General features: G+C 70.0%; 13 protein-coding genes. 5 read left to right on the forward strand and 8 right to left on the reverse strand.

The window, feature by feature from the left end; translation table 11 throughout:
• Positions 1–139 precede the first annotated feature (139 nt).
• Together ABZ880_RS37805 and ABZ880_RS37810 are read right to left on the reverse strand one after the other, a co-directional pair.
• On the reverse strand, positions 140–517 hold the full coding sequence (locus tag ABZ880_RS37805) for a toxin Doc (RefSeq protein WP_361272822.1): 378 nt from the start codon (positions 515–517) through the stop codon (positions 140–142).
• Between the two features lie 3 nt (positions 518–520).
• On the reverse strand, positions 521–766 hold the full coding sequence (locus ABZ880_RS37810) for a hypothetical protein (RefSeq protein WP_361272824.1): 246 nt from the start codon (positions 764–766) through the stop codon (positions 521–523).
• A gap of 146 nt (positions 767–912) precedes the next feature.
• On the opposite strand from ABZ880_RS37810, the gene ABZ880_RS37815 reads away from it, so the two are divergent.
• Together ABZ880_RS37815 and ABZ880_RS37820 are read left to right on the forward strand one after the other, a co-directional pair.
• On the forward strand, positions 913–1,404 hold the full coding sequence (locus ABZ880_RS37815) for a methylated-DNA--[protein]-cysteine S-methyltransferase (RefSeq protein WP_361272827.1): 492 nt from the start codon (positions 913–915) through the stop codon (positions 1,402–1,404).
• Positions 1,405–1,418: 14 nt separating this feature from the next.
• A complete protein-coding gene (locus ABZ880_RS37820) occupies positions 1,419–2,141 on the forward strand; it encodes a 2OG-Fe(II) oxygenase (protein ID WP_361272830.1) in 723 nt (240 codons plus the stop codon).
• Here ABZ880_RS37820 and ABZ880_RS37825 read toward each other — a convergent pair.
• Positions 2,138–2,749: a hemerythrin domain-containing protein gene (locus ABZ880_RS37825; RefSeq protein WP_361272833.1), complete on the reverse strand. Its 612-nt coding sequence runs from the start codon at positions 2,747–2,749 to the stop codon at positions 2,138–2,140. The genes ABZ880_RS37820 and ABZ880_RS37825 overlap by 4 nt on opposite strands.
• Positions 2,750–2,920: 171 nt before the next feature.
• Between ABZ880_RS37825 and sigJ the strand changes: the two genes are divergently transcribed.
• The 3 genes from sigJ (at position 2,921) to ABZ880_RS37840 (ending at position 5,912) form a co-directional block, all read left to right on the forward strand.
• Positions 2,921–3,841, forward strand: coding sequence for an RNA polymerase sigma factor SigJ (sigJ, locus tag ABZ880_RS37830; RefSeq protein WP_361272835.1), 921 nt, complete (start codon positions 2,921–2,923; stop codon positions 3,839–3,841).
• Positions 3,838–5,307, forward strand: coding sequence for a cytochrome bc complex cytochrome b subunit (locus tag ABZ880_RS37835; RefSeq protein ID WP_361272837.1), 1,470 nt, complete (start codon positions 3,838–3,840; stop codon positions 5,305–5,307). The genes sigJ and ABZ880_RS37835 overlap by 4 nt, the downstream gene beginning before the upstream one ends.
• Before the next feature lie 104 nt (positions 5,308–5,411).
• Positions 5,412–5,912, forward strand: a complete 501-nt coding sequence (locus ABZ880_RS37840) for a hypothetical protein (protein ID WP_361272840.1) — start codon at positions 5,412–5,414, stop codon at positions 5,910–5,912.
• Between the two features lie 6 nt (positions 5,913–5,918).
• Here ABZ880_RS37840 and ABZ880_RS37845 read toward each other — a convergent pair whose 3' ends face one another.
• The 5 genes from ABZ880_RS37845 to ABZ880_RS37865 all read right to left on the reverse strand — a co-directional run bounded on the left by ABZ880_RS37845 (position 5,919) and on the right by ABZ880_RS37865 (position 16,799).
• Positions 5,919–8,162 carry a glycoside hydrolase family 9 protein gene (locus ABZ880_RS37845; protein WP_361272843.1) on the reverse strand — a complete coding sequence of 748 codons (2,244 nt, stop codon included), beginning with the start codon at positions 8,160–8,162 and terminating at the stop codon, positions 5,919–5,921.
• A 217-nt stretch (positions 8,163–8,379) separates the two neighbouring features.
• Positions 8,380–11,136, reverse strand: coding sequence for a phosphoesterase (locus ABZ880_RS37850; RefSeq protein ID WP_361272846.1), 2,757 nt, complete (start codon positions 11,134–11,136; stop codon positions 8,380–8,382).
• Between the two features lie 4 nt (positions 11,137–11,140).
• A complete protein-coding gene (locus tag ABZ880_RS37855; protein WP_361273116.1) occupies positions 11,141–12,499 on the reverse strand; it encodes an ABC transporter permease in 1,359 nt (452 codons plus the stop codon).
• 73 nt (positions 12,500–12,572) lie between these two features.
• Entirely contained in the window at positions 12,573–13,514 is a 942-nt protein-coding gene (locus ABZ880_RS37860) for an ABC transporter ATP-binding protein (protein ID WP_361272849.1), read from the reverse strand.
• Positions 13,515–13,700: 186 nt separating this feature from the next.
• Complete coding sequence (locus ABZ880_RS37865; RefSeq protein WP_361272851.1) at positions 13,701–16,799, reverse strand: glycoside hydrolase family 2 TIM barrel-domain containing protein; 3,099 nt, start codon at positions 16,797–16,799, stop codon at positions 13,701–13,703.
• Positions 16,800–16,973: the final 174 nt, after the last annotated feature.

The following is a 16,973-nucleotide window of genomic DNA, read 5'->3' on the forward strand; positions in this document are numbered from 1 at the left end:
TGCACTGGGTACCGGCCCTTCTCGGAGGCCATGCGCAGGACGGCGGCTCTCCTGCGCCTCACGGGCCGCCGACCTTGTTCCTCCCGCCCTCGGTCGGCGGCCCCGAGGGCGGGTCGGCATGCACGGGAGACGAGGGCCCTCAGATCTGCCAGGAGCGCAGTCGGTCGGCGGCGCCGTAGACGTCGGTCTTGCCGGAGATCAGGTCGCGGGCGAGGTCCACGAGGGCTCCGTAGGGCGGGTCGATGCCGACGCCGCTCACGAACATGTACGCCATGGCGGTCGCGCAGGCGAACCGGGCGTTGGCCGCCGGCAGGGGCTTGAGCAGGGCGAGGGTGTGCAGCAGGGCGGCGGCCCGCCAGGCCGGGTCGGAGTCCACGCCCAGCCGGGGCGGGTCGACGCGATGGCGGGCGACGGCGGCGACCAGCGCCGAGAAGTCGTTGATGGTGGGCTGCTCCGGCAGGACCTCTTCGTGGCGCTGCAGCAGCCAGGGCACGTCGATATGGATGACGGGTGCCATCGGTCAGGCGACCCGCCCCTCGCCGCTGTGCGCCGGTTCGTCCTCGGGGAAGGCAGCCGCGAACTCGTCGGCGTGGGACGCGAAGAAGCGGCGGAACGCCTCCGCGCCTTCCTGCAGCGCACGGTGCCGGGCTATGTCGGCCGCTGCGGCCTCACGCACGAGCGCCTTCATAGACGTACCGCGTTCCTTGGCGATCTGCCGCAGGTCCTCGAGCTCGCGGTCGCTGAACTCCACATTCAGAGCTGGCATGCCTTCACGGTACCGCCGAGGTACTTACTCGTAAATACCTGCTGGTCATAGCTGCTTTTCTACGGTACCGACCGATGCTCGCCCCGGCCGAGGACCATGTCCGATTCCCGCCGGTTCCGGCCGCCCCGGCGCAGCAGACTGGAGCCATGACGACGTACACGAAGATCAACAGCCCGGTGGGTGAACTGCTTCTCGTGGGCGAGGGGACCACCCTCACCTCACTCTCCATGCCGGCGCAGCGCAACGCGCCTGTCGTCCGCCCCGGATGGCGACGCGACGACGCGGCGTTCGCCGAGGCGGCCCGTCAGCTGTCCGCGTACTTCGCGGGCCGGCTCACCCGCTTCGAGCTCGAACTGGCCCCGGACGGGACGGAGTTCCAGCAGCGCGTGTGGCGGGCGCTCGACGAGGTCGCGTACGGCAGCACGACGACGTACGGGGAGCTCGCCCGGCGGCTGGACGTGCCGCCGGCCGAGATCCGGGCCGTGGGTGCGGCGATCGGCTCCAACCCGCTGCTGATCGTCCGCCCGTGCCACCGTGTGATCGGGGCCGACGGTTCGATGCGCGGGTACGCGGGTGGCGTCGAGCGCAAGGTGCGGCTGCTCACGCACGAGGGTGCGCTGCAGCCGATGCTGGTGTGAGGGCGGGAGCCGTCATGACTCCCACCTCCGCCCAGGCCCGCGAGCGGGTCGCCGAGACCGACTGGCCCGCCCTGGCCGCCGAGCTGGACCTGCTCGGCAGCGCGCCGACGGGACGGCTGCTGACGCCGACCGAGTGCCGCGACCTGGCCGCGCTGTACGAGAAGCCGGAGCTGTTCCGGACCACGGTGGACATGGCGAGGCACCGCTTCGGATCCGGCGAGTACCGGTACTTCACCCACGACCTGCCGGCTCCGGTGGCCGCCCTGCGCGCCGCCCTGTATCCGCGGCTGCTGCCGGTCGCCCGCGACTGGGCGGCCCGGCTCGGCCGCCCGGCACCCTGGCCGGACTCCCTCGAGGAGTGGCTGGAGCGGTGTCATGCGGCCGGGCAGGACCGCTCGGCGCAGATCCTGCTGCACTACACCGAGGGCGACTGGAACGCGCTGCACCGCGACGTGTTCGGCGACATGGTCTTCCCGCTCCAGGTGGTCGTGGGCCTCGACGAGTACGGCGCCGACTACACCGGCGGCGAGTTCCTGATGGTCGAGCAGCGGCCCAGGGCCCAGTCCCGGGGCACCGCGACCGCGCTGCGGCAGGGTCACGGCCTGGTGTTCACCACGCGTGACCGGCCGGTGCGCACCAAGCGGGGCTGGTCGGCCGGAGCGATGCGGCACGGGGTGAGCACCGTGCGCTCCGGCCGCCGGCACGCACTGGGCATCGTCTTCCACGACGCGTCCTAGGCACCTGCCCACGTTCCCCGGCGGCGGTAACTCCCCTGCCAGAAAAGGCGGTTGAGTACGCGGACGGGCGGCGGCATGGTGCCAAGGAAAGCCGCACGGTCCGCCGCCGGAGCGCCGTCGACGATCCACGGCACGAACACCGAGGCTCCGCGCAGACCTTGGACCTCGCGCATGCGGCCGGTGAAGGCGCCCCAGTCGGCGGCCGTGAGGACCTCCTGCATCAGCGGCAGGGCGCTGTCCTCCTCGTGCTTGAGGTGGTCGTCGAGTGTCGCCGCCAACGCCCGTACGAGGTCGGGCAGTTCGGGCGCACCGTCGGCCAGTGCGGTGTCGACGGCGTCGAGCAGCGGGTCGATGCGGGAGTGCTCGGCCTCCATGTCGTCGAGCAGGGCCAGATCGCGGGGGCGCCCGGCGACGCGCTCGCGCACCCGCGGCCACAGGTCGCTGTCCTCGGCGGTGTGGTGGATGTGCAGCTGGCGCTTGAAGTTCTCCCAGCCGGCCCGGACGCCGGGCGCGTCCGCCCGGCCGTCGGCGACGGCCTGCGCGAGCCGTTCCAGGTCGCGCCGGAAGGCGTCGTGCGATGCGTACATGGCGGTGAAGTCGATGCTCATCGGATTGCTCGTCTCCTTGCGTCGGTCTCGCGTTCAAGAGGCCGGCGCGGACGACGGGTGTGACGCGACCACGCTTCCCTGAGAGCTACGTCACATTTCGCCCACCCGGTGTCACATTCGCACCCCCTGGAGGCCTCGAAGCTTTGAGCGCGGCACCGGGGAGGCCCACACATGACGGAAAGCTCGGCACGTCCTGTCGCCGACGAGGCGACCGATGTCTTCATGGAGCATCGGGAGCTGCTGTTCGGCCTCGTCTACAACATGCTCGGCAGCGTCTCCGACACCGAGGACGTGCTGCAGGAGACATGGCTGTCGTGGACCGGCCGCGGCACCGGCGGAATCACCAACCCCCGCGCGTATCTCGTCCGGATCGCCGTCAACCACGCGCTGCAGCGCCGGGCCGCGATCGGCCGCCGTCGCGAGACGTACGTCGGTCCATGGCTGCCCGAGCCGCTGGTCGCGGACGACGCCGGCGCCGAGGATCCGGCGCTGCGCCACGAGTCCGTGTCGCTGGCGATGCTGGTGGTCCTGGAGTCGCTGACCCCGCTGGAACGCGCGGTGTTCGTCCTGAACGAGGTCTTCGGGTACGCCCACACCGAGATCGCGGAGATCATCGACCGTACCCCGGCGGCCGTACGGCAGCTGGCGCATCGCGCGCGGGCCCATGTGCACGCGCGGCGGCCGCTGTACCGGGCGCATCCGCGGGTGCGGCGGGAGGCGACGGAGCGGTTCGTGCGGGCGGCACTCGGCGGGGACATCGCCGCGCTGATGGAGATCCTCGCGCCGGACGTCACGGTGTGGACGGACGGCGGCGGCAAGCGCAGGCCGGCCGGGCTGCGCCCCGTGCACGGCCGGGACAAGGCGGCCCGCCTCATCACCTCGTACGCGGCCCGACGCGGCGCCCCGGTCATGGACCTGCACTACCGCCGCGTCAACGGCGACGACGCGGCCGTGCTCTTCCAGGGCGACTCCCCGTACGCCGTGATGGTCATGGACCTCACGCCCGAGGGCGACCGGGTGTCCGACGTCTACATCGTCACCAACCCCGACAAGCTCACGCATGTGCACAAGGACGAGGAGGAGGCGAAGTGACCGCCACGGAGACCCCCGGCAGGGGCGAGCGTGTCGCCGACTGGCTCGACGGCCGCCTGGGCATCCACACGCTCGGCAGGAAGTACCTGCGCAAGGTCTTCCCGGACCACTGGTCGTTCCTGCTCGGCGAGATCTGCCTGTACAGCTTCGTCGTGCTGATCCTGACCGGTGTCTATCTCACCCTGTTCTTCCATCCGTCGATGAACGAGGTGACGTACCACGGCAGTTACGTGCCGCTCAACGGCGTGCGGATGTCCGAGGCGTACGCCTCCACGCTCGACATCAGCTTCGACGTGCGCGGCGGGCTGCTGATCCGGCAGCTGCACCACTGGGCGGCGCTGGTGTTCGTCGCCGGGATGGTGACGCACATGATGCGGCACTTCTTCACCGGGTCGTTCCGCAAGCCCCGTGAGATCAACTGGCTGTTCGGCTGGACGCTGCTGTTCCTCGGCCTGTTCGAAGGTCTGTTCGGCTACTCGCTGCCGGACGACCTGCTGTCGGGCACAGGGCTGCGCTTCGTCAACGGCGCCCTGCTGTCGGTGCCGATCGTCGGGACGTACCTGTCGATGTTCCTGTTCGGCGGGGAGTTTCCCGGCCACGACATCGTGGCCCGCTTCTACTCGCTGCACATCCTGGTGATCCCCGGCATCATGGCCGCGCTCGTCGTGGCGCACCTCATCCTGGTCGTGTACCACAAGCACACGCAGTTCGCGGGGCCCGGGCGGACCGAACGCAATGTCATAGGAACCCCGTTCATTCCGGTGTACCTGGCGAAGGCGGGCGGCTTCTTCTTCCTGGTCTTCGGCGCCCTGAGCCTGATCGCAGCGGTGGCGACGATCAACCCGGTCTGGGTGTACGGCCCCTTCCGCCCCGACCAGGTCTCCACGGGCGCCCAGCCCGACTGGTACCTGGGCTTCGCGGAGGGCCTGGTCCGTGTGATGCCGGGCTGGGAGATCACGCTGTGGGGCCACACGCTGGTCCTGGGCGTGCTGATACCGGTCGTGGTCTTCCCGCTGCTGCTGGTCTTCATCGGCGTCTACCCGTTCCTGGAGTCCCGGGTGACGGGCGACAAGCGCGAACACCACCTCCTGGACCGCCCCCGCAACCGCCCGAACCGCACGGCGATCGGCGCGGCCTGGATCAGCCTCTACCTGATCCTGCTGGCGGGCGGCGGCAACGACATCGTCGCCACCCGCCTCCACCTGTCGATCAACACGGTCACCTGGACAGTCCGTGTGGCGGTCTTCGTCCTGCCCGCGATCGTCTTCGTCGTCACCCGCCGTATCTGCCTCGGCCTCCAGCTCCGGGACCGGGAGCTGGTGTTGCACGGCCGGGAGACCGGCCTGATCAAGCGACTGCCGCACGGCGAGTACGTCGAGGTGCACCAGCCGCTCAGCCAGGCCGAGTTGCACACCCTGACCGCGCACGAGCGTCCCCGGGAACTCGTGGAGCACGAGCAGCAGTGACGCCTCAAGGGGGCGCAACCGCTAGGGGGTGCGGGCCGTCTCACACACCGACACCCGGGCGGCGTACCGGCGTTCGCCCGTCGGCACCGTTGGGGGAGGCACCGATGACCATGGTCGGGCTGTTCTGGTTCACCGATGACTGTGTGTACGTGGGGGCCGAGGCCGTCGGTGCCGCGTCCGGGGTCAGGCTGACGGGGGACGGCGTCGAGACCCTCGGGCTCGACCACGGCTCGTCCTGGGGCTGGGAGAAGGTACGGCGGATCGAGGCCGCCGACGTGGCCGTGCGCTCGACCGGACGGCGGCTGGCCTCCATGGCCCTGGACTCGGTGCTCGTGCTGGTGACCGGTGACGGGGTGCTCCCGCCGGCCTTCACCGTGCGGGTGGACACCGTCGACGGCACCGAGGAGGTGAGCGTCTACTCCCCCGCCGTCGGCGGCATCTACACACCGGTCGAGTACGACCTCTCCCGCGCGGTTCTGGAACGGCTCACCGACCGTGTCTCGACGGTCGGTGAGCTGCTCGCCTGGGGCCGCGATCACGCCGCGGACGGCACCCCGCGCCGCGAGGAGCGCGAGGCGCTGCTGCGCAAGTGGGCCGGAGCGTAGCGGCCGTCAGCCCTGATCGGCCACGAAGGACGACATCCGGGCCAGGGCCGCGTTCCAGTTGATCGCGGTCTCGTTGGTCGACCAGGACTGGATGTCGTCGATGTAGCAGAACTGGCCGACGCAGCCCTGGAGTTTGCTCTGTGCGTAGGGGTCCTGGATGGACGAGTTCGGACCGCCGGCCAGCGTGCCGTTCGGCGGACCGGGCAGGTTCGGATCGAGCTCGTGGGCGTACCAACGGCTGTGCTGGTTGTGGGAGTTGACCTCGCCGTAGCCGGTCACGTAGGAGATGTTCAGCGCGTTGCGGCCGAGGATGTAGTCCATGCTCTGCACCGCGCCGTCCCGGTATTTCGAGCCGCCCGTGATGTCGTAGGCCGTCGCTAGGACGACCGCGTTGTTGAGGATCTGGTGACTGGAGCCCCAGTCGTAGATGTTGCCGTCGGGCGCGTACGGCATGCCGTAGGGCTGTGCCTGCAGTGTGGCCAGGTAGCGGTCGGCGCCCTTGACGACCGAGTGGCGCAGGCTGTCCCGGCCGGGCAGCCGGCTCGGCACGGTGGCCAGGTCGAGGCGGCCCGCCGCGGCGGTCCTTCCCCAGTCGAAGCCGAGGCTGCCGAATATGTCGGCCGTGTTCACCGGGGAGTTGAGGACGTGGTCCGCGAACTGCTTCTCCCCGGTGGTGAGATACAGCTCCGCCGCCGCCCAGTAGAACTCGTCGGTCGCGTTGGCGTCGTCGTAGGTGCCGCCTCCGGTGCCGTCACTGGCAGAGGCGTACATCTCGGGGTGGGCGAGCGCTGCCGTCCAGGCCTTGCGGGCGGCCGTCAGCGCCCTGGCCGCGAATGCGCCGTCGTAGGGCCGGTACAGGCGGGCCGCCTGGGCGGCGGTCGCCGCCAAGTTGAGGGTCGCCTGGGTGGACGGTGGGTGCAGTTCACGCTTCTGCGGGTCGTCGCTGGGCAGCAGGGGCAGGCCGGTCCACTGCTCGTCGTGGATCTTGTGGTGGGCCATGCCGGCCAGCGGCCGCCCGTCCGGGACCTGCATCTTCAGCAGGAACTCCAGCTCCCAGCGGGCCTCGTCGAGGATGTCGGGCACCTTGTTGCCGCTCTCCGGGATGGCGAGGGTGCCGTCGCGCAGCTTCTCCGACTCCCCGGTGCGGGCGAGCAGTTCGCGCTCATAGGTGCTCAGCAGCTCCCAGGTGGCGATGCCGCCGTTGACGACGTACTTGCCGTGGTCGCCCGCGTCGTACCAGCCGCCGGTGACGTCCAGGGTGTAGTCGCACACGCCGGGCTGGCAGGGGACGCTGCCATCGCCTCGGTTCGGCGCCACGTCGAGATGCCCGGCTGCCCTCCCGTACCCGGGCCGCAAGGCATCGCGGATCGCGATGCCGCTGCGCTGCGTGTAGTAGTACTTCACCGAGTCCAGCCGCAGTTGCTCGTAGGCGCTGGTGCCGATGTCGAACGGCCGGCTGCTCTCCCCGTCCGCGACCAGCGTGAAGCCCTTGCCCGGCTTGCGGAAGGCACCGAAGTCGATCGAGTGGACGTTCTGTCCCGAGGAGACGTCGACCCCGCGCGGCACGGTCCAGCCGTGGGCGACCGTCGCGCCGTCCGAATTCCTCAGCTGCCAGGGCAACTTGGCGGTGGCGTCGGTGACGAGCGTGGCGTTCTTCGGGCCGGACGGCAGATAGGCGACCTGGTTGACCCGCACCCGCGGCCCGGTGTCCGGCTCGTACACCTCGGGCGGGACTCCGCCCAGCAGCGAGGCGTCGTCCATGCAGAACCGCCAGGCGTCCGCGCTGCCGCCGGCCTGGAAGGCGACCTGGCCCTGGGTGGTGTCGACGGGCGAGGTGAACGTGTAGGAGTACGTGTTCCCGGAGACGCTCAGCTGCGGGCTCACCTCGAAGTAGGTGTCGTACGGCGCCACTTGGAGCCCCACGATCGCCCGGACCACATGCCCCTCGGGCGAACCGGACGCCTTGAAGCTGAACTTGTAGGACTCCCCCTTCACCAGGGTGACGTCGTTCTGGCCGACGGCGGCGTCCCAGCGGTTGGTGGTACCACCCGGCACATCGGCGCACAGCTGCCCGTCGGACAGGCCCGCGGTGACATTGGCGGTCGTCCACCAGGGGGCGGTGGTGGTGTCGAAGGTGCCGTTCTTGAGCTGCTCGACCTCGTCGCCGGCGGCCGGGCCGGCCGGAAGCGCGGTGAGGGCGGCCCCTAAGAGGGCCGTCAGGGTCAGCAGGACGATTCTGCGTCGTTTCACGTCTGGGCTCCTCGGGCGGAGGTACGGGTGACGCTGCCCAACAAGGTGGGAGCGCTCCCAGATGCGGACGCAGCTCATGCTTGTTCGCGCCATGACATCCCGTCAACGGTTCGGACAGGAACAGCGGGTCGATGGCGCGGCCTGGGTCGGGGGGACAGAAGGGGTCCCTGGCCGGCAGTGGCACCGGCCAGGGACCCCTTGCCGGGATCAGGTCAGGTCAGCCGTCGGAGTCCGGCGACGGGATGTAGGCGCCCGGCACGTCATTGGGCGCGTACACCTTCTTGTCCCCCGGGTACGGCTTGCTGAAGTTGTGCGTCTGGTACCAGGTGTAGCGGTTCATCTGCTCGGGGTTGGCGTAGTCGGGCACGGCGTGCGGGCCGGTCAGCCGCTGGTGCGAGGCCCAGGTCTTCCACTGCGCCGCGAGCTGCTGCTGGGCCTGCGGGACCGCGGTGGACGTCGGCGCTGCCGCCGCCTTGGTGTCCTGCGGTGCCGGGGTGTCCGAACCGCAGGAGGGCTGGGGGCTCACGCCGAGGGTCAGCGAGGTGCGGTTGGGCACCGCCGTGAACGGCGTGTTGTCTGCCTTCGGGGTGAACGCCCCGTACATCGGGGTGGCGGCGCTGTCGAGCTGGTTCATCGGGTGGACCCCGAGGATCTGCTCGATGGTGCGGACCATCGTGATCTGGGAGTAGTAGTGGTTGTCGACGGTGTCGTGCTTGGCGTACGGGCTGATGATCTGGACCGGGGAGCGGTGGCCGTCGATGTGGTCGAGGCCGTTCTGGGAGTCGTCCTCGACGACGAAGATCGCCGAGTCCTTCCAGTACTTGCTGTGCGAGATCTCGTCGACCATCCGGCCGACCGCGAGGTCGTTGTCGGCGACCTCGGCGGCCGCGTTCGCGGGGCCGCCGGTGTGGTCGTTGGAGAACCAGAACATGTTCAGGTTCGCCGGACCGTTCTTCTCGAAGTCCTGCTGCCAGATCTGTTCCTTGTAGATGTCCGGTACGTCGAGGTCGAACATCGGGAAGCCCTGCACCGACACCTTGTTGAGCGAGGGGATCGCCGAGCCGGTCTGGATGGGGTACTGGGTCTGCGCCCCGGTCGCGGCCATGTTCTTGCTGTCGCAGTACAGGTTCTGCCAGGTCGCGCCGGCCGGCTTGCTCTCGAAGGACTGGAACTCGCCGAAGTCCTTGACCGACTTGCCGACCGCCTGCGCGCCGGTCCAGATGAAGCCGGTCTTCTGGTGGCCCAGCACGTCGTTCTCGGTGTCGTAGCTGCGCTGGTACTCACCGGCCGAGGACTCGGTGTACTCCGGGTTGTCCGACTGCATCAGCCAGTTGTGGCCCTCGGCGGAGTTGGTGCCGACGTCGTAGAAGTTGTCGTAGAGCCCGAACTGCTCGGCCAGCGCGTGCTGGTTGGGCGTCACGTTCTCGCCGAAGGTCGTGACCGACGGGTCGCCGTCGCCCTGCGGCAGGTCGCCGAAGACCTGGTCATAGGTCCGGTTCTCCTTGACGAGCAGGAAGACGTGCTTGATCGTCGAGGGGTCGCCGAGCCGCACCGGGACCGGCAGCGCCTTCGCGTGGCTCTTGCCCTTGGCCGTCGTGACCGAGCCGGGCGTCCAGCCGTTCTGCTTGAAGACCTTGGCCGTCTGGGACCTGACGACACTGTCGTCGGGCAGCGTGAACTGGGTCAGGCTCGACGTGGTGTCGTGGGTGTTGTGGCCGCCGGCGGCGGTGGGGCGGCGGGCGTCGATGCCGCGGGTGTTGGAGACGACGACGTTCTTGCCGACGGTGGCGATGCCCGAGGGGAAGTAGTCCGTGGGGAGCAGGCCGATGTAGCGGGCCGGCTGCTGCGGGGAGGTGTAGCGGTAGACGGCGACGGCGTTGGCGCGGCCGAGCGTCACCAGGAGGCGGTTGTCGTCGGTGAGCGTCACGGCGTTGGGCTCGTAGCCGACCGAGGCCTCGGGCCACGGCTGGGTGGCGATGGTCTGTACGACCTTGTCCTTGGCCGTGTCGATGACCGAGACGCTGTTGTCGGCGGTGTTGGTGACGAACACCGCGCCCTTCTTGGCGTACACCTCGGTCGGGTGCAGACCCACGTCGATGCTGCCGACGGCGGCGGACGGGTCCGCGGTGTCGATGACGCTGACCGTGCCGCTGGTGGCGGCGCCGGTGTCCGGGTTGGCCGGCACATCGGTGCCGTAGGAGTTCATGGTGGTGTCGCCGGCCTTGGCCGGGCGCCCGCCCTCGTTGCTGACGTAGAGCATGTCGCCGACCAGGGCGATGCCGCGGGGGGCGGTACCGACTGTCCAGCTCTGCTTGAGGGTTCCGGTCGCCGCGTCGATGGCGACCACCCGGTTCTGGCCGTTGACCGCGGAGTACACGGTGGAGCCGTCGGCCGAGAACACCGCAGCACCCACGAGCGCGTGCTTGGTGCCGTCGGCCGGGATCGGAACGGTCACCGGGCTGGAGAGGGTGCCGTCCGCGCCCACGGTGAACTTGGTGTAGCCGTCGGTCTGGCCGAGCCACAGCTGCGAGCCGTCGGGCGAGTAGGCCGGGCCCTCCTGGCCGACGGAACCGGTCTTGATGCGCAGGTCGTCGGCTGCGTTGGTGCCGACCTTCTGCTTCACCTGACCGGTCGCGAGGTCCATGATCACCAGCGACGCGTCGCCGTCGGCGACCGAGGCCGCGAGGTGGGTGCCGTCCGGGCTGACCGTCGACGACATGATCTTGCCGTCGTTGACGACGGTGCGGCTGCCGTAGGGCTTGATGTACTGGTCGCTGGAGATGACCTGGCCGTTGGAGGTCTCCTGGGCGACCTGCTGGGTGCCGAACTGCCACGTCGAGGCGACCGCGGTGCCCGTCACTCCGAGGGCGACCGTGATGCCCGCCGTGACCAGCAGAGCGCGACGGCCGACGCGTCTGCCGAAGAGGTTGACCTGCTCCTTCTCGTTCACCCGGCGCTGCCGTGTCACCTGCATGGACTTATCCCTTCGAGGTGGTGTCGAGCAGCTCGACGTTGCCGTCGAACTGCCAAAGGGGGTTTGGGGCGTCCCCGGTCGAAGTCCGGACCAGGAAGTAGCCGTTGACTTCCTTCGGTCCGTCGCCGTCGGCCACGAACCGCCCGTCCGAGCCGACGTCGAGCTGATAGATGGCCTGTCCCGCCACGGCGCTGCTCGGGAGATGCCAGGTGACGACGCACCGCCAGTCGTTGCCCGCACCTTCCTGGGCGCCCCGGCCGTCGCTCTTGGTGCATGCCGCCGTGGCCCGCAGTTGCGCCTCGGTGACGGCGGGGCGGTGGAGCTGCTCGGTCTGCAGGCGGTAGAGGTGGGCGAAGGCCGTGGCGAGGGAGTGCTGGACCTTGTCCTGCTTGATGCCGGAGCCCATGGACGGGGTCGCCACGGCGATCACCGCCACGGTGAGCGCGGTCAGTGCGGCGAGCGGGATCAGTCCGACGGTGATCGCGCGGCGCCCGGAGCCGTCGTAGGCCGGGTTGGTGAAGTCCCTCCGTACGAACAGGAGATAGGCCAGCGCGGTCGCGAGCACGGCCCACACGAGGCTGACCGCGATGCCGATCAGGAGCGGGCCGAGTTGCGTGGGGCTGGTGAACAGGCCGTTCCAGGAGATGAAGGCGTAGCCGGGCAGGGCGAGTCGTACGGCGACGGGCAGCGGCAGCATCTGGGCGACCTGCATGCCGAGCGCGACGAGCGGAGGAAGCAGCAGACCCATCGAGGACCGGCCCAGCGCGACGGACCCGAGCAGTCCGATGGCGGCGAGGGCCAGAGTGGGGGCGAGGGCGCAGACCCAGGCGAGCAGGACCCGGCCGGCGGCGTCACCGGGCGCCAGGAGGTGGCCGTCGAGGCCGACCAGCGGCTGGCTGCCGACCGAGACGAGCCCGCCGGCGGCACTGGAACAGGCCAGTCCGGCCACCAGCAGCAGGATGACGGTGAGGCTGGCCAGTGACTTCGCCACGAAGATCCGCCTCGGCGACCGGACCGCCACCAGCAGATGCCGCCAGGTGCCGAGTCGGTCCTCGGCGGCAAACACGTCGCCGGCGACCAGCGAGGTCAGCAGCGGGAGCGCCCAGGTGCCACCGAAACCGAGCATCACCAGCGGTCCGGCCCAGCCCGTGGCGTGCATCCAGCGGCCGAAGAGGGTGTCGCTCGGGAGGGTGCTCTGCCGGCTCACCCCGGCGACGAAGACCGCCGGCGCGATCCAACAGGCGAGAACCAGCAGCCGGACGCGCCACTGGGAGACCAGCTTGACCAGTTCGAAGCGGTAGCCGCGCGCGAGGGGGGCCCGGCGGGCGATGGCAACGCTGTCGTCGGCTACGGGCGCGGTCATCGGCTCGGCCTGCTGCTGCGGGACGTTGGTCGCGGTCACCGCTCGGCCTCCAGCTGCTCGACGTCGGTCGCGGTCATCGGCCGGCCTCCTGCTGCTCGGTGAGGGCGAGGAACGCGGCCTCCAGCGGTGACACCACCGGGGCGAGTTCGCGCACCGCGACGCCCGACTTCACGAGTCCGGCCACCAGTTCGTCGAGGGCGGGCACCAGCGCGCGCACGACGAGCACCTCGGCGTCCTGCCGTACCCCGGCGCCGTCGAGGACCCGGATCCCGGCGGTGTCGGCGGCCAGCCGGTGCGCGGCCAGCGGGTCGGAGGTGCGCACCCGGTAGTCGAGTTCGCTGTTCTCGGCGGCCAGCTTGTTCAGCGGGCCGGAGAAGACGACCCGACCGGTGGCGAGGATGGTGACCTCGGAGCACAACGCCTCGACGTCGTCCATACGGTGGCTCGAGACCACGACGCTCGTTCCGTCCGCGGCGAGCCGGGCGAGGACAGCGTGCACATGTCTTTTGCCGGCCGGGTCGAGGCCGTTGGAGGGTTCGTCGAGCACGAGCAGCCGGGGTCTGACGAGCAGGGCGGCGGCGAGCCCGAGCCGCTGACGCATGCCGAGGGAGAAGCCGCGGGCCTTGTCGTCGGCCACATCGGTGAGCCCGACCTGGTCGAGGACGTCGTCGATGCCCGCCGTGCGTGCGTCGTGGCCGCGCAGTTGGGCCAGGGCGGCGAGGTTCTGGCGGGCGGTGAGCGAGGGGTAGAGCCCGGGACCGTCCACGAAGCCGGCGACGCCGTCGGGAACCGCGAGCGCCCGCTCGACCGGCGTCCCAAGGATCTCGAGCCGGCCGCCGTCGGCGACGGCCAGGCCGAGCAGGAGACCGAGCAGTGTCGTCTTGCCGGCGCCGTTCGGTCCGACCAAGCCATGGATCTGACCCTGCGTCACATCCAGGTCGACGCCGTCGAGGGCGACGACGTCGCCGAAGTACTTGGCGATCCCGCGGGCGCGGACTGCGTGGAGTGCGTCCATGAAGCCCCTTCTTCCCGTAAACCCCAAGGGACCCTAGGGAGGACACACATCCCATACACAGACGGCGGATTGAACACTCATGGAACGGATCGTCAAGCCATGGGCAAGTCGCCGGTACGAGGAGTCGAACCGGACCTGGGGCTCGAACCGGGCATCCCCGGCCCGAGCCCCGCGGGTCCGCGTCCGTCAGCCGGCCGGTGCCTCCAGTCGGCTGATCCGCACCGCCCCGACCGTCTGGCCCGGGTGGGCGCTGGCCAGGGTGAGCCGCAGCCGGGAGCCGCGCACGGCGTCGAAGGTGACGACCGTCGGTGTGTCCGAGGCGGTGGCCCAGTCGACCACGGCTCCGGTGACCTGCACATACCGCCGGCCGTCCCACACCGCAGCCTCGACCGACGCGGGCAGGCTGTGCGTCGCGTCCACGGTGAAGGAGACCTCCACCCGGTCGAAGCTCCGGGCCCGTCCGAAGTCCACGGAGACCCAGTCCTCCGGCCGGGCGCCGTTGAAGGCGGGCAGCAGGGCCGTGGCCGACTTGGCGAAGGCGTTGGACCAGCCGGTGGCCGCCTCGCCGTCGAGCATCGCGGCCGGGAGGGTGTCCGGACGTCCGGAGTAACTGGCGTCCGCGTGCGGGTAGTTGGGGGCCGCCGGGTAGTCGGGCTCGAAGTCAGCCGCCGGAGTGGTGGCGGCCGACCGGGCGTGCGTCGTGCGCACGGTCGCCGTGTCCGTCCGAAGACCTTCCGCCCGTGCGATCACCTTCAGGGCGCCCGCCTTGGTGCCGGAGCGCACGATGGCGAGGGCCTTGCCGTGGAAGGCGGTCCGCGTAGTGGCCTGGTAGCGCTCGGCGCTCTCCTCGCGGCCGTTGTCAAGCCCGGCGAGGGAGCCGCCCTTGACGTCGAAGGTGATCAGGTCCTCGGCGTCGGGGCACACCACCCCGTGGGCGTCGACGACGTCGGCGGTCACGAACACCAGCGAACGCCCGTCCGCGGCAAGCGACTTGCGGTCGGGCGTGAGCCGTACGGCATGCGGCTCGCCCGCCGTGCGCAGCACATCGGTGGCGACCGCCTTCCCGTCGCTCCTGGCCACGGCCTTCAACTCACCCGGCTCGTACGGCACTTTCCAGATCAGGTGGAGCTTGCCCGCGCTGCCGTTCGGGCTGGTGTAACTGCCGGGATAGGGGCCGGTGGTGAAGGTCTTGTCGTCGCCGGTCGCCTCCGTGGTCTCCAGGTACGTACGGCCGTCGGTGGTCTTCTTCGTGTCGAACGTCCGCGTGCCGAGGGACTTTCCGTTGAGGAGGAGTTCGACGGTGGCGACGTTGGAGTACGCCCACACCTCGACCGTGTCGCCCTCCTCGTGGTTCCAGCTCATGGGCAGCAGATGGACCATGGGCTCGCCGACCCACTGGCTGCGGAAGAGGTGGTACATGTCCTTGGGGAAGCCGGCCGTGTCGACCGCGCCGAAGAAGGAGGCCTTCACCGGGAAGACGTTGTACGGCGTGGGCTCCCCGATGTAGTCGATGCCCGACCACAGGAACTGCCCCGCGAACCACTTGCGGTCCCGGTCCTTCTTGTGGCCGTACTCGCCGCTCATGGTCCAGGAGGACAGGTTGTTGTCGTACGACGAGGTGGCCCGTCTGCCCGGTGTGTGGTTCTCGCCGGTGTTGAGGTGCTCGGGCTCCTGGTAGGTGGAGCGTGTCGAGGTCTCCGACGAGGACTCGGACTCGAAGAGGAACAGGCGCGGATAGGCCGCGTGCAGGGCGTCCACCGACTTGGCGGTGTTGTAGTTCAGGCCCAGGCCGTCCAGCTTGGCGAGCATCAGGTCGGACGCCGAGCCCTTGGCGGGCGGATTGCGGTACTTGTCCGAGCCGATGACGAGCGGACGGGTGTCGTCGGCGGCCTTGATCGCGGCGATGATGCGGTCGGCCATGGCGAGGCCGGCGGTGGAGGTGGAGTCGGGGATCTCGTTGCCTATGGACCACAGCACGACGGCGGGCGAGTTGCGGGCGGCGAGCACCATCTCGGTGGCGTCCTTCTCGCACCACTCGTCGAAGAAGCGGCCGTAGTCGTACTTCGTCTTGCCGGTCTTCCAGCAGTCGAAGGCCTCCACCATCATCACGATGCCCAGCTCCTCGCAGACCTGGATGATCTGCGGCGAGGGCGGGTTGTGGGAGGTGCGGAAGGCGTTGACGCCCATCGACTTCATGATGGTCAGCTGCCGGCGCACCGCGTCGATGCTGATCGCGGCGCCGAGGGCGCCCTGGTCGTGGTGCAGGTCGACGCCTTTGATCTTGCTGTGGGCGCCGTTGAGGGAGAAGCCCTCGTCCGGGTCGAAGCGGTAGGTACGGATGCCGAAGGTGGTGCGGTAGGTGTCGACGCTCTTGCCGCCGACGCGCAGTTCGGTCTCCAGGGTGTAGCGGTGCTCCGGGGTCGCGAAGTCCCACAACTTGGGCTTGGGGACGGTGAGTTCGTGGGTCTCGGACGTCGTGTCCGTGACCGCGACGGTGGTCGCCGCGCGGGCCACCGTACGGCCGTCGGGGTCCTTGACCGTCGAGCGGACCTCGACCTGGCTCGCGGCACCGGACTCGTTCACCACCGAGGTCCGTACGTGTACGACGGCCCGCTCGCCGGTGATGTCCGGCGTGGTGACGTACGTGCCCCAGCGCTGCACGTGCACCGGCTCGGTGACGACGAGGCGGGCCTCGCGGTAGATGCCGCTGCCCGAGTACCAGCGGCTGCTGGGCAGTTGGTTCTGCACCTTGACCGCGATGACGTTCTCGGTGGTGCCGTCCGTGTGCAGCAGGTCGGTCAGATCGAAGGCGAAACCGGTGTAGCCGTAGGGGTGCCGGCCGACCTGGGTGCCGTTGCAGTAGACGTACGAATCCATATAGACGCCGTCGAACTCCACCGAGATCCGCTTGCCGGCGAAGGCGGACGGCAGGGTGAAGGCGAGGCGGTACCAGCCGAGGCCGCCGGGGAAGAAGCCGGTGCCGCTGGTGGTGCCGTGCTCGGTGGTGGGGGTCTGCTCGATGCTCCAGTCGTGCGGCACCGCCACCTCGCGCCACGCCGAGTCGTCGTAGCCCGGGTCGGGGGCGTTCGCGTACGCGCCGGTCGGGTCGGTGATCCCGCCCGGGTTGACCAGCGCGAAGCGCCAGCCGTCCCGCAGGGCGACACTGCGGCGGCCGGACCCGCCCGCGACGGCCTCGGCGGCCCGCGCCACCGGCGAGCCCACAAGCGCTCCGGCCGCGGGCGCGGCGGCAGAGGCGATCAGAACCGATCTTCGAGTCACTGTCATGGCGGCTCCCCCTCATCAGGGCCCAGAAGTACTCACAACTGATCGTTAACAAACAGATTCTGACGCGCTGCCACTCAGGCCCGTCAAGGGTGCGGAAGTGCTCATCTGCCCCACGGGGCACAACGACCGGAAATCCCCCTTGACCGCGCCCCTGCGCGCCCCCCGGGGTTCGCG

The sequence above is a fragment of the Streptomyces sp. NPDC047043 genome (assembly GCF_040644055.1).
Lineage (GTDB): Bacteria > Actinomycetota > Actinomycetes > Streptomycetales > Streptomycetaceae > Streptomyces.

Excerpts from the sequence above, each read along its gene's own strand:
- ABZ880_RS37805 (WP_361272822.1), bottom strand. The coding sequence starts at position 517 with ATGGCACCCGTCATCCATATCGACGTGCCCTGGCTGCTGCAGCGCCAC.
- ABZ880_RS37810 (WP_361272824.1), bottom strand. The coding sequence starts at position 766 with ATGCCAGCTCTGAATGTGGAGTTCAGCGACCGCGAGCTCGAGGACCTG.
- ABZ880_RS37815 (WP_361272827.1), top strand. The coding sequence starts at position 913 with ATGACGACGTACACGAAGATCAACAGCCCGGTGGGTGAACTGCTTCTC.
- ABZ880_RS37820 (WP_361272830.1), top strand. The coding sequence starts at position 1,419 with ATGACTCCCACCTCCGCCCAGGCCCGCGAGCGGGTCGCCGAGACCGAC.
- ABZ880_RS37825 (WP_361272833.1), bottom strand. The coding sequence starts at position 2,749 with ATGAGCATCGACTTCACCGCCATGTACGCATCGCACGACGCCTTCCGG.
- sigJ (WP_361272835.1), top strand. The coding sequence starts at position 2,921 with ATGACGGAAAGCTCGGCACGTCCTGTCGCCGACGAGGCGACCGATGTC.
- ABZ880_RS37840 (WP_361272840.1), top strand. The coding sequence starts at position 5,412 with ATGACCATGGTCGGGCTGTTCTGGTTCACCGATGACTGTGTGTACGTG.
- ABZ880_RS37850 (WP_361272846.1), bottom strand. The coding sequence starts at position 11,136 with ATGCAGGTGACACGGCAGCGCCGGGTGAACGAGAAGGAGCAGGTCAAC.
- ABZ880_RS37855 (WP_361273116.1), bottom strand. The coding sequence starts at position 12,499 with ATGACCGCGCCCGTAGCCGACGACAGCGTTGCCATCGCCCGCCGGGCC.
- ABZ880_RS37860 (WP_361272849.1), bottom strand. The coding sequence starts at position 13,514 with ATGGACGCACTCCACGCAGTCCGCGCCCGCGGGATCGCCAAGTACTTC.
- ABZ880_RS37865 (WP_361272851.1), bottom strand. The coding sequence starts at position 16,799 with ATGACAGTGACTCGAAGATCGGTTCTGATCGCCTCTGCCGCCGCGCCC.